11 protein-coding genes and 1 pseudogene are annotated in these 12,844 nt (G+C 35.4%); 5 read left to right on the forward strand and 7 right to left on the reverse strand.

Annotation, left to right across the window (positions count from 1 at the left end):
* Nucleotides 1–55 precede the first annotated feature (55 nt).
* Nucleotides 56–1,636, reverse strand: a complete 1,581-nt coding sequence (gene cueO / locus HMPREF0693_RS09365) for a multicopper oxidase CueO (protein WP_004245040.1) — start codon at nucleotides 1,634–1,636, stop codon at nucleotides 56–58.
* A gap of 212 nt (nucleotides 1,637–1,848) precedes the next feature.
* Between cueO and HMPREF0693_RS09370 the strand changes: the two genes are divergently transcribed.
* On the forward strand, nucleotides 1,849–2,199 hold the full coding sequence (locus HMPREF0693_RS09370; protein ID WP_004245041.1) for a YacC family pilotin-like protein: 351 nt from the start codon (nucleotides 1,849–1,851) through the stop codon (nucleotides 2,197–2,199).
* A gap of 84 nt (nucleotides 2,200–2,283) precedes the next feature.
* Here the strand turns inward: HMPREF0693_RS09370 and HMPREF0693_RS09375 are convergent, their stop codons facing one another.
* Nucleotides 2,284–3,324, reverse strand: a complete 1,041-nt coding sequence (locus tag HMPREF0693_RS09375) for an AbrB family transcriptional regulator (RefSeq protein ID WP_004245042.1) — start codon at nucleotides 3,322–3,324, stop codon at nucleotides 2,284–2,286.
* 113 nt (nucleotides 3,325–3,437) lie between these two features.
* Between HMPREF0693_RS09375 and HMPREF0693_RS09380 the strand changes: the two genes are divergently transcribed.
* On the forward strand, nucleotides 3,438–3,848 hold the full coding sequence (locus HMPREF0693_RS09380; protein ID WP_004245043.1) for a GNAT family N-acetyltransferase: 411 nt from the start codon (nucleotides 3,438–3,440) through the stop codon (nucleotides 3,846–3,848).
* A gap of 30 nt (nucleotides 3,849–3,878) precedes the next feature.
* Here HMPREF0693_RS09380 and HMPREF0693_RS09385 read toward each other — a convergent pair whose 3' ends face one another.
* From HMPREF0693_RS09385 to HMPREF0693_RS09395, 3 genes and pseudogenes are all read right to left on the reverse strand, one after another.
* A complete protein-coding gene (locus HMPREF0693_RS09385) occupies nucleotides 3,879–5,672 on the reverse strand; it encodes a hypothetical protein (RefSeq protein WP_004245044.1) in 1,794 nt (597 codons plus the stop codon).
* A 213-nt stretch (nucleotides 5,673–5,885) separates the two neighbouring features.
* On the reverse strand, nucleotides 5,886–6,518 hold the full coding sequence (locus HMPREF0693_RS09390) for a helix-turn-helix transcriptional regulator (protein WP_004245045.1): 633 nt from the start codon (nucleotides 6,516–6,518) through the stop codon (nucleotides 5,886–5,888).
* A gap of 63 nt (nucleotides 6,519–6,581) precedes the next feature.
* Nucleotides 6,582–7,224 (reverse strand): annotated as a pseudogene (locus HMPREF0693_RS09395) (TetR/AcrR family transcriptional regulator).
* 235 nt (nucleotides 7,225–7,459) lie between these two features.
* Between HMPREF0693_RS09395 and HMPREF0693_RS09400 the strand changes: the two are divergent.
* Both HMPREF0693_RS09400 and HMPREF0693_RS09405 read left to right on the forward strand, forming a co-directional pair.
* Nucleotides 7,460–8,671 (forward strand): Tm-1-like ATP-binding domain-containing protein, encoded by a 1,212-nt coding sequence (locus HMPREF0693_RS09400; protein ID WP_036932366.1) that lies wholly within the window; start codon nucleotides 7,460–7,462, stop codon nucleotides 8,669–8,671.
* Nucleotides 8,672–8,687: 16 nt separating this feature from the next.
* Nucleotides 8,688–9,515 (forward strand): phosphoenolpyruvate hydrolase family protein, encoded by an 828-nt coding sequence (locus tag HMPREF0693_RS09405; RefSeq protein WP_004247257.1) that lies wholly within the window; start codon nucleotides 8,688–8,690, stop codon nucleotides 9,513–9,515.
* An 84-nt stretch (nucleotides 9,516–9,599) separates the two neighbouring features.
* On the opposite strand, the gene HMPREF0693_RS09410 is transcribed toward HMPREF0693_RS09405, so the two are convergent.
* On the reverse strand, nucleotides 9,600–10,499 hold the full coding sequence (locus HMPREF0693_RS09410) for a diaminopimelate dehydrogenase (RefSeq protein WP_004245049.1): 900 nt from the start codon (nucleotides 10,497–10,499) through the stop codon (nucleotides 9,600–9,602).
* 198 nt (nucleotides 10,500–10,697) lie between these two features.
* Here HMPREF0693_RS09410 and HMPREF0693_RS09415 point away from each other — a divergent pair, with 198 nt between their 5' ends.
* Nucleotides 10,698–12,038: an MATE family efflux transporter gene (locus HMPREF0693_RS09415; RefSeq protein ID WP_004245051.1), complete on the forward strand. Its 1,341-nt coding sequence runs from the start codon at nucleotides 10,698–10,700 to the stop codon at nucleotides 12,036–12,038.
* 123 nt (nucleotides 12,039–12,161) lie between these two features.
* Here the strand turns inward: HMPREF0693_RS09415 and HMPREF0693_RS09420 are convergent, their stop codons facing one another.
* On the reverse strand, nucleotides 12,162–12,803 hold the full coding sequence (locus HMPREF0693_RS09420; protein ID WP_004245052.1) for a hypothetical protein: 642 nt from the start codon (nucleotides 12,801–12,803) through the stop codon (nucleotides 12,162–12,164).
* Between the last annotated feature and the right edge of the window lie 41 nt (nucleotides 12,804–12,844).

Here is a 12,844-nt window from a genome sequence, read left to right on the forward strand (position 1 = left end):
CTTTACTCCCTTTGCAAACTTTTATCGCTAATTTTGTTACTTATTACAGTAAAAATTATCGACTCACCGTAAAGCCCGCCATCATTCCTGTATCTTCATGTTCTAATAAGTGACAGTGAGCCATAAATGGGTGTTCCTTTGTCGCTAAATGGTCAAATTTTACAAGGATCTCGCTAATTTGCCCTTCCACTCTGACAATATCTTTCCAACCTTGGCGATGTTTTTCAGGTTTACGCCCATTTTCCGATAAAATACGAAACTGTGTTCCGTGAACATGGAATGGATGTAACATCATGTCGCCACGACCAGAAACCAGCCAGCGTTCATAAACCCCTTGTTTAACATCAAATGCAGGTTCGGTCATTGAGAATGGGATCCCATTGATGCTATTTGCATTATAAATATCAACATCCGCAGAGCCATGACCACAATTCATGCCGCCCCCCATCATGCCATTTCCATTGCCCTGACGCATATGACTCATACCATGGTGAATTCCCGCTAACGCTTTATCACCGTAACGCTCCGTTAGCGCCATCATACCTTGCATATCTAAACGCATATCCATACGTAAATGTAATGAACGTGTCGCAATATGACTTAGTGATGGTAATGCAGGAATTAAGGCTAATTGATCAGGTAAAATACCCACCGCTTTTTCTGCTGAAGGCAGTAGACGTAATACAGGTAATACATTATCAAATGGCGCTAATACCATCCCCATTTGTCGGACAGGTAAAGTGACAATATCGAAATCACGTCCATCTGAGGTATCAACCAGTACTTCAAAACGCTCCCCCATTAAAATAGGGAGTTCTGTCACTTTGACTGGTTCCGCTAATAACCCACCATCGCTAGCAATTACATACATTGGTCGGCCATCACTGGTGGCTAAATTAAGACTACGTGCATTACAACCATTGAGGAAACGTAATCTAATCCAACCTTTTGGTACAATGTGTTGCGGTTGAATCGCACCATTAGTGAGCATCATGTCGCCAAACCAACCTACTGCAGCACTCATCACATCAAGTTGATAGTCAATTTGACCGTTACTGTCTAAGCGTTTGTCTTGTAAAATAACCGGTAAATCATCCACTCCCCAGCGGTGAGGTAACTTTCGCTTGGCCGTTTCGTCATCCTCGATGATCACTAATCCCCCTAACCCCATTGCCACCTGTTTTCCGGTGATCCCATGAGTATGGGGATGAAACCAACATGTCGACTCCGCTTGATCTGGCGTAAAAGTTACTGTTCGTGATTTACCCGGTGCGATAGTTGCTTGAGGACCTCCATCTTGTTCACCACTTATCTCAAGACCATGCCAATGCACCGTCGTAGTCTCTGGCAGCGTGTTATTGATCTCAATAGTAACAGGTTCACCACGTTTTAATTTTAATGCTGGGCCTAATAAGCTACCGTTATATCCCCAAGTAGTTGTACTTGCTGTAGCAGTAAACTGGGAAACACCTTGTTGGATATTAAGAACAATCTTTTGTTGTTTGTCTGGGCTAATTTGAGGTGGAATAGCGAGTGAAGGCGTGTTAGTTTGGGCGAATGCGAGACGGCTCCAACTTGGTAATAGTGTGACGGCGCTTAATGTTGCCCCTAATTTTAAAAATTCACGACGTTGCATAATGTATTCCTTTGAATAAAATCAATTACTCTATATTTGTCATAATTAGGTAAATAAATTTATCGATAAACTATTGAGCAATGCTAAAGTCTCCCCTTACTGGAAGGTCAAATAGAAACCACACAAAGCAACGGGTCTTTGCAAAACTTTTAACTTAATTAAGTCAAATAACAAATCTTGTGAAATCATCACATATAGGAATGTCACCACTAATGAAAAAAATGTTCGCTTTGTTCTGCACTATTATTCTTTCTTTTGCCACGCTTTTTTCTTCTAGTGCAAAAGCACTCACTTATACTCAAGCAGAAGACTTAGCTGATTTAACCGCGGTATACCTGTTTTTAAATAATGATTGTGGTTATGAGCAGATCTCAAAACAAAAAATAGAACGAGCGCTGATTATTTTTTCACAATCTCAGCAGTGGGATGTCTCTAATTATTCAATGCTCCCAATGAGCAAGCTTAATGAAGATAGTTATCAGGATTTAAAAAATATACAAATTGCTCATAACAAAAAATGTCAACTACTAGCCCAAAAATCACTTAGCTTACTAAACTATTAATTGTATAAAAAAGCCACTCTATCAAACTGATACAGTGGCTTTTCAATTTATTATATCTGTCGATATCTTACTGTTATTGCTATTTTACTCACGTTTTCTTTTCTGCTTTCGTTCACTGTAAAACAAGGCAATAGAAGGAATACTTTGAATGATCAACATGCGCAATATATGATTCGACATCACAAAAGCCGCATCGACATTCATAGTGATCGCGGCAAATGTCATTGCTTCCATACTTCCCGGTGCCCAAGCTAATACCAGCGTTGTCCAGGGAGCCCCTGTTAAATAAGCTGCGCTCAATGCAACGATCACCGTTAAAATAACGTTGATAATGACCACCTGCACAGAGGAAAAAGCATTTTTAATTAACGAAGCAAAAGGAAAAACCACAAAATGTGCGCCAATATTCATCCCAATTAACACCATACTGAGTTCATTTAATAGCATTGGAAAAGCAATCGGCTCACTGACAAAAGATTGTACCAATATTGCACTGCCTAATGATGTCAACATAAACGGTGCTGGAAAATGAATTTTCTGTAATAAAAGCCCAGATACTAGCCCTAACGCGACAATTAATAATAACCACATCGATGACAACAGTGTCATTTCAGGTAATGTAAACTCCGTAAGGGTTGCTTTATCTGAGCCAACAATAAATCCAGCCATAATAATCAATACGATTAAACGAATAGTATGAGAAATAACAATTTTTTGTGGTGGTGTTTTGGTATGATCTGTTAAAGCAAGAATAGCCGCCATCGCGCCAGGTACAGCGCCTAACATAGCCTCTTCTTTTGTCCAACCAATATGACGATGAAACCATAAGAAACTGACAACAAATTGAATGGCTAAACAAATAACGAGGATAATCAAAAGAAGCACTAAATTATCCGCACTCCCTAAATGTACTTGGTTAAACATCAATCCAACAGAGGTGCCTAAGGTCAGTTGGATAAAAGTCAGTGTATGCTTAGGAACAGAGAGCTGCCATTTAAAACGATAAGCAATAATAACCACGACGATTGGCCCAAACATCAACGCCATCGGTAGACCAGATAATGTTAATAACCCACCAATTAGTGCACAAAACAGAATTCCCGGTAGTTTTTTTAAAAATGACATGTTGTGTTATCCAGTTTTTTTAATTATGGTACTAATCCTATCACTGGTATAAATATTTAATAAACAAATAATGATAATTTAAATATTATTTTTATTAATATTAAGAGCTAATTATGTCATTAAAAATTACTACCGCCCCGACGACGAATGAAATCAACGAAATTTATGAAGGCTTATTAACACATAACCTTCAGTATATTCAGATGGAGCAATATACGCCCTTAGCCGTTTTTAAAGAGGAAAATGGTAAAAAAATAGGTGGGATCACTGGTGATATATTAGGTAATTGGCTACGTATTCGTTATCTATGGGTTGATAAGGCCTATCGTGGTAACAATATTGGTACAGAATTACTGCAAGCAATGGAAAATACAGCTAAAAAGAAAGGTGCCAAATATGCTGAGGTGGATACTTTTAGCTTTCAAGCCCTGCCTTTTTATCAAAAGCAGGGATTTGAAGTTTTTGGCACCTTAGAAAATTATCCGATTAGTGACAAAAAATATTATTTAAACAAAGTATTATAAATATTTTATACTATAAAATATTTATTTTCCTTATTCAGATGAGAACGCATAGTCGCTATCTATTATGTTAAATCCATCTACATTTAATTGTGTAAATACTTGATCTTCAATTAATTCAACAATATCAGCATATTTTATATCACCTTCTTTTAAATTACCCTTATTTATATTATCTTCATCTAGTTCTGTTTCTTCCTGAATATAAGTTAAATTATATATTCCTTTCCCTATTAATTTACCTTGTTCTATCTCTTTCAGAAGAGGAATTAAAGTATATATTTCTTTCGATTCTAATTTACCTAGTTCTAACCCTTTCAGAATAGAAATTAAAGTATATATTTCTTTCAATCCTAATTGACCTAGTTCTATCTTTTTCAGAATAGAAATTAAATTATATATTTCTTTCGATTCTAATTTACCTAGTTCCATCCCTTTCAGAATAGAAATTAAATTATATATTTCTTTCCATTCTAATTTATCTAGTTCCATCCCTTTCAGAATAGAAATTAAAGTATATATTCCGTCCCATTCTAATTTATCTAGTTCTATCCCTTTCATAGTAGAAATTAAAGTATATATTTCGTTATCTTCTAATTTACCTCGTTCTATCTCTTTCAGAATAGAAATTAAAGTATATGTTTCTTTTCCTCCTATTTTATCTATTTCTATTTGTTCCAGAATAGAAGTTAAATCAGATATTTCATCGCCTTTAACATATTTATTTAATTTTCCCTGAATAATTTCACTTACTTCAGAAAGATTACGTTCAGAATCTAACTTGACATTATTAGTACTATTAACTCCATCAAGATCATCATCATCCCACTCAAAATCCCCCACAAAATAAGCGACATTATCATCTGTACTTTTATCCATTATTATTTCTTCACCACCATAAAACTTATTTATATATTCTTCAATCCAAATATTTTGCACTTTATTAAGTGAATACTTATATACGCAATCAATATTCGCTTCATTAAGAATTTCACCCATTATACTTTCTTCATAAAGAATTTTATTCATTATTTCCCGTAACTGTACTGGAAATTCTTCTTTAAGCTGCTCTACCTCTACCATAAGAGGAAGATTATATTTTGAAACACAGACTAGAAAATTTATTTTAGACAGAAATTTTTCTTTCTCCTTATTACTTGAAAAATTAGCTAGTATTCTTTCATTGCTATTTTTAAATCGAGTTTCATTATCATACCTTACCAACACTTCATTAAATATTTTTATAACATCTTCTTTTTTTATTCTTTCAACTCTTTCCTTAATAATATTTTTAAATTCATCCGCCAGACGATTATAATCTGTATTTGATGAATTTCTGCAAAAGGCCTCCGCTCGTTGCAACTCATTTAAATAATTGAAAAAACTATATCTATCTTTAAAACTTGAATTTTCATTCTCTATTAAAGAGAGAAAATGGTTTAGGTTATGATATTCAGCTGTAATTGTAGCTATCTCAGCTTTTTCCTTATCTACTGTATCTTTTTTTATTAGTTTATTATTAAACTCATCTATCTTACACTTTAAATCTTTCACCTTAATCTTTAAATCAGTAAGTGTTTCAGTATATCTATTTAAATTTCCATCTCTATTACTTATTCCCATTCTACCGGTTTGGCTAATTGCAAAAAACATTGTAAATCGTTCCATCATATGAATAACTTTTTTTATAAAACTGGGCTTAGCCGTTGTATTAGAAATATCCTTTATGTTCTTTGCAAAAGTTACATAACATGATCCTAAATAATCTTTCTTAGTAGATAACTCTATTCCCTTATTAAATACATCAATACCATTAACTCTATTCATTTTATTGCCCTTACATTAATAAATTAACTGTTTATTTTATTCTTTTTATCAATTTATACTTACAAAAATAACACAGTAGTAATTAATTAATCATTTACAATAAAAATCACATTTAATTTAAAATAGAAATAAAAAAAGATATCAAAAATGATATCTTTTTTTAGTTTAATGATTTGTATTCCGCTGTAATTTAAAAAATAATTTATCGTTTAATCATTCTTTTAAATCGTTATACACTGTTGCTCTTGAAACACCGAGATATTGCGCAGTAATTTCCATCGCTTTGCGAAGTGAAAGGTAACCTTCATCCTGTAAACACAATAGCAATTCGCGTCGTTGATGCGGTTTCAATGCTCTTGGTGTCACTGAATAAGTTGCAGAAAATTCATCAATACGTTTTTTCAACGAATCTTCTGTTACTGAGCTAAAAGTTTCAATGATATGATTTCCCTCTTCAAGAGTCGAAAATTGATTTAATACCATTTGTAAACCTTTAATCATCGATATATCAATATTTAAACATAAAGCAGCAACATAATTGCCTTGTTTATCTTTAATACCAATCGATGTACTTTTAGCTGTTCTACCATCAGGAAACTGATTAGGATAGTTTGCAACAATTTGTGGAAAATCAGACGATTCAATCCTTGCCATACCTAGCTCAGTTGCTCTATCCCCCACTTTTCGACCTGATAGATTATTTTCAATCACCATAATGGTATTTTCACTATCGGTCAGATCATGAAGTACAACTTCACAAAAAGGCGATAATGTTTTACCAATGCCTTGTGCAATATATTTTAGTTGTTCTACCAGCCACTCTTGGTCTGCAGTTTTGTGTGACATAACGATCCTACAATAGCTAAAACGTAAATGATTTATACAATTTTAACCGATTTATTCAAATAATTAATCGTTATCTATCGGAAAATCTGACTTTGCCTGATTTAAAATAGCTTTAGCCATCCATTGGGTCATATCAATGACCTGCTGATCGCTGATCATCCATTTTCCAGATATCTTTCATTACTAAAAAAACTTCAGAACCATAAATAAGTGAGAAAGCTTTTATCACTTTATCCCACATTTCTTGCGGATAATGCGCTTTTAATGGTTCGATGACTTTAAGTAAGATCTCTTTACGATGACCACGAATAAATCGTTTTTCTGTATATTCGCTTGATTGTCGCTCTTTAGCCCACTGCTGTAATGAAACCTGCAATGCGCCACGCAACGCCCCTTCATGTTTAAACATTTGTGGATAAGCAAGATTGAGCAACGCAGTAATGCGCTGTTGTGTATTATCTTCTGGAGTGGGCTGCCATGCAATGATCGGTGCTAAACTTGCATCAACAGTAGCACTAATTAAATCACTTTGAGTGGGAAAATAGCGATACGCCGTTGCCCTTGAAACACCAGCATGTGCTGCAAGCTCTGATACGGTAGGTAACATCCCTTGTTCAAAAAGTTGCAATGCCGTTGTCACCAATAATTGGTAGGTTCTTTTTCGAGTACCTGACATTGTATCTATTTCATTACGACTAAAACTCATAAAAATTCCTTCGCTATTACTCCACTTTTCGTGGCTACTATACTGATTTTAAGAACTATTCTTAATACGATTAAAGTTTACTTTAGGCGATTGAGTGTACCTAAGCGACATTTAAAAGAGAAAAAATAAAAATAATGAGACATGGGTCTCAAAATAATGCTATTATAAATGAAACTCAAGTCTCATTGTGATTATAATCTACACGTCAATAATCATAAAAGGTAAGGGAAGGCTTATGAAACAGTATGCTGGCTTCATTTATATTGCGACTACGCTTGATACTAAAAGCGCTGAAATTTTTTATGTCAGTGAATTAATAAAAAAAGCAGGCCTTCCTGTCAAAACCGTAGATTTGACAACCAAACCTACAGCATTAGAAAGAGAAGCTGACGTCACAGCTGCACAAGTTGCTAGTTACCATCCAGATGGAAAAAACGCCGTGTTTTGCGGTGACCGCGGGAAAGCTATCGCAGCAATGTCCGTCGCTTTTGAACGTTATTTAACCCACTGTGACGATGTCCTCGCTATTTTAGGATTAGGCGGCTCAGGGGGAACGGCATTGATTACACCAGCAATGCAATCTTTGCCCATTGGCGTACCTAAATTGATGGTATCGACTATGGCTTCCGGTGATATCTCCGGATATATCGGCGCTAGCGATATTTCAATGATGTACTCCGTAACAGATGTATCCGGCTTAAACCGTATCTCTCGTAAGGTATTGAGAAATGCGGCCAACCAAATTGCCGGCGCTGTTTATTTTTACCAAGACGAAAATAGTGTTGATAAACCGGCTGTTGCATTAACGATGTTTGGTGTAACTACGCCTTGTATTCAACAACTAACTAAAAAACTTGAAAATAATTATGACAGTTTAGTTTTCCATGCGACGGGGAGTGGCGGTAAAGCCATGGAAAAACTGATAGACAGCCACTTACTTCATAGTGTTCTGGATCTAACAACAACCGAAGTATGTGATTATTTATTTGAGGGTGTCCTTGCTTGTGATGAAGATCGTTTTGGTGCCATCGCCCGCACTAAAACACCTTGTATCGTCTCTTGTGGCGCGTTGGATATGGTGAACTTTGGTCGCCCTGCTACCGTTCCTGAGAAATATAAAGATCGTCATTTCTATCACCATAATTCGCAAGTCACCTTAATGCGTACAACACCAAGGGAAAATTGTCAAATGGGGATCTGGATCGCTGAAAAATTGAATCAGTGTGAAGGCCCACTGACGTTTATTTTTCCACAGGGCGGTTTTTCTGCTTTAGATATTGAAGGGGGACCATTCTGGGATCCTCAAGCAAACCAAGCATTTTTTGATGCATTTATAACAACATTTAAAGAGACCGAGACTCGTCAATTAGTCATCAGTCCATATCACATAAATTCTGCTGAATTTAATCAGCAAGTTTATGATTTACACCAGGAACTTATTTGTTAACCACGGAGAAAGAAGTATGACTTATTCACGTGAAGTGTTACTCAAAAAATTTAATGACATGATCGCACGTAAAGAGCCTATTATTGGTGGCGGTGCGGGAACAGGCCTTTCCGCAAAATGCGAAGAAGCAGGCGGTATCGATCTGATTGTTATCTATAATTCAGGTCGTTATCGTATGGCGGGTCGTGGCTCTCTGGCAGGATTATTAGCCTATGGCAATGCCAATGAAATTGTTATGGATATGGCAAAAGAAGTATTGCCTGTTGTAAAACAGACACCTGTACTTGCCGGGGTTAATGGTACAGATCCATTCTGCAATTTTGATAAGTTTTTAGATGACGTTAAAGCCATCGGTTTTGCTGGCGTACAAAACTTCCCAACCGTTGGTTTAATTGATGGTAACTTCCGCGCTAATCTAGAAGAAACGGGTATGGGTTATGCTCTTGAAGTAGAGATGATCCGTAAAGCACATGAAAAAGGCTTACTCACAACACCTTATGTTTTTAGTCGTGAAGATGCCATTGCAATGACACAAGCTGGTGCAGATATTATTGTTCCTCATATGGGTTTAACCACTGGTGGCAATATTGGTGCAGAAACAGCCGTTACTTTAGATGATTGTGTCGCCCTTATTAACGATTGGGCAAAAGCAGCAAAATCCGTACGCTCTGACGTGATTGTACTTTGTCATGGTGGCCCTATAGCAACACCAAAAGATGCGCAATATATCCTTGATAACTGTCCTGATTGCCATGGTTTTTATGGCGCAAGTTCAATGGAACGTTTACCAACAGAAGTCGCTTTAACTGCAACAACAAAAGAGTTTAAAAATATTAAACGCTAATCTCAAATCATCAAGTTTGCCTAAGCGTTGATCCTATTGCCCACATCATGTGGGCAATATTTTATTTGCAAGAAGCCTAACTGATTACACCAGTTTTGCGATTAATGTATTTAAATCCCCTGCTAAAAAATCAACGGGGGGAATTTCAATCACAGTATAGGCACCCGCTTGTTGTTTCATACTTGCTCTGGCTGCAGAAACCATAAATTGAGATGTTAATGCTGGATTATTAATATGCATAGCATATTCAAATAATTGATTGTGTGTTTTGCCTGACACCCCTTTATGGGTCATTTGTACTCCGTGACCAACATCTTTTAAGCTATCAACACTATCAACTTGTTTAATATGTGTTTCATCAGATGAGAAATAGCTGTCGGCCTTAATGGCTTGCTCAACCTGTGCAAAGTTAGCACCCGTTTCTAATTCAACATAAACCATACGCCGATGAACACCAGTACCTAATGGAATAGTCATTGATAACGCATCTCTTACCCCATCAATAGCTTTAGCGGCAACACTATGACCCATACTCATACCGGGACCAAAATTAGTGTAGGTAATACCTTTAGGTGCCATAGCTAACATTAAGGTACGAATAATAGAGTCTGAACCCGGATCCCAACCCGCTGAAATCACTGCAACACGGTTATGCTTTTTCGCCACCTCATCCAGTTCTGTTTTTAATGCAACGATATCACTGTGGACATCAAAACTATCAACGGTATTAATACCTAAGCTCAATATCGATTTAGCCAAATCTTTAATGGCTCTCGTTGGTGAACATAATAAAGCAACATCCACCTTACCTAAGCTTTTAATATCATTTGTTACTGTTATATTTCGCAGTTCATCTGGAATATTTTGACTATCACGGCGAACTACCCCCACTAACTCAAAATCAGGTGCTGCAAGTACTGCATCTAGTGCAAAGCGCCCAATATTGCCATAGCCCACAATAGCGACTTTTATTTTAGTATTCATTTATTTCCCTGTTCTCGTTGTTAATCATTATTGAATGATAATAATGTTTAATAATCAACGAATAAACCATATAAAAAGTTTTTTTGCTACTGGTTCATCAATTTAGCTATTCCCTTATTCATAAAGCATGTAAAATCGCTCCACTTTCCTCTGATTATATTTACAACACTATTTCACTCGTTTTTAAGAAGGTTTTCAATGCATCAATCTGATGTAGCGGATCGCTCACTTTTTTCCCTTAGCTGGCCTATTTTTATTGATATTTTTCTTCATCTTGCCACGCTATTGATTAACACTTACATGATAAGTCATGTCTCTACTGCCTATTTAGCTGCAATGGGCGTAGGTAACCAAGTTTTTGATCTTTTTATCACCATATTTAACTTTATTAGCGTGGGATGTAGCGTTGTTATTGCTCAATATTTAGGCGCCGGTAAGCGCGATAAAGCCAGTCAAGCTATTCATATTTCTATCGCCTTTAACTTTTTGCTGGGCTTTAGTAGTGCCATTATTATTCTCTTTTTTGGCTACAACATTCTAAATGTAATGAATACGCCAGAGCATTTAGTACAAGATGGCTATAACTATCTCCATATTTTGGGGATTTGTCTTATTCCTGAAGCAATTTCAATTATCTTAGCAGCCTGTTTGCGGGTTTATGGTAAATCGAAAGCGGCGATGTATGTGACGTTAATTGCCAATATTGTCACTGTTATCGGCAATATGATTGTACTATATGGTTTCTTTGGGCTTCCACAATACGGTTTAGTGGGTGTTGCATGGTCAACGGTTGTCGGTCGTATTATTGCCGTTGTCTTATTATGTGGTCTTTTATTCTATGGATTAAGAATTAAGTTCGATATAAGACTATTAGTGATTTGGTCTAAAAATATGTTAGCTAAAATTCTACATATTGGTTTACCTGCTGCAGGTGAAAACCTAGTGTGGATTCTACATTATATGACCGCCTCTGCCTTTATAGGATTAATGGGAGAAGTTCCTCTCGCCGCACAAACACTCTATTTCCAACTATCATTATTCTTAATGTTATTTGGCATTGCGATTAGCATTGGTAATGAAATATTAGTCGGTCATTTAGTTGGTGCAAAACGATTTGATGATGCATTTACACGGGGTTTTAAAAGCTTAAAAGCAGGTGTGCTATTTACTATTGGTGTGGTGATTATTTATTGGTTTATGCGTGATCCTATTTTGTATTCTATCACCGAAGATCAACGCATTATCGACCAACTGTTGCCTTTATTTATTTTATCGGTCTTTTTGGAGCCTGGGCGTACATTTAATATTGTTATGGTTAATGCGTTACGTGCAGCCGGAGATGCCAAATTCCCACTCATTACAGCCGTTTGTTTTATGTGGGGAGTTGCTATTCCTATTGGCTATTTCCTTGGTATAAAAATGGAAATGGGTTTAATTGGGATTTGGATAGGTTTTCTTTGCGATGAGTGGCTACGAGGCTTAACAAATGCATGGCGTTGGCGCTCTCGTAAATGGCAAGCTAAGCGCTTAGATATTTGATGCTCTTTCAAGGCCTAATAATATTATTAGGCCTTGAGAAACTAGCTATAAATAAGTTAACTTGCTACATTATTCATTAATGATTTTAAATTTATTTAAGCTTTATAATTCATGCTTATCATTTTATTTATCGCCATTTTTTACAAGATTTTTATCTTTAGCCAGTGAACGACTAACCGTCTCATTTATACTATTTGATAAAAAATATTTATAATTATTAATATTCCCAAATTCAGATTTTATTTTTTCGTCTGAAGTTAATATGCTATCGATGATTGATGCTAAAAATTTATTTTTAATCTCAGTTAAAGACAAGTCATTAGTAGATGATAAAATACTTTTAGAGTGAGAATGTAACTCATCCTCAAATTGTATAATTTTTCCTTTCTCTAATGTAGGTTTTTCTTCTAAAACAGAGATAATATCATTAATGATTAAATTTATTATTTCATCAACTTTAAACTTTTTGTGTACTTTAGATAAATCTCCAAATTTATCATTATCATCTTTCATTGAGTGAGGCGTGTTTATTACTTTATTATCTGATTGTATATTTTCATTCTTTTTCATATTTTCAATATTAGAAATATGAACTTTAAATTCTGAATTATTTGAAGTTTTATGAAAAAATGGTTTTATAAAAGAGGATATTGTATTATAACAACTTAATATAGCTGATTTCAATTTTGTATTAAATTTATAACTCTCATTATTAATGCTTTTTAGCGATAATGGAGTGTTTTTAAAATAACTTTTAATTTGCATATCTGCTCCCTAATAGATTTAGCAGAATTAAATATTATACT

The sequence above is a fragment of the Proteus mirabilis ATCC 29906 genome, assembly GCF_000160755.1.
Lineage (GTDB): Bacteria > Pseudomonadota > Gammaproteobacteria > Enterobacterales > Enterobacteriaceae > Proteus > Proteus mirabilis.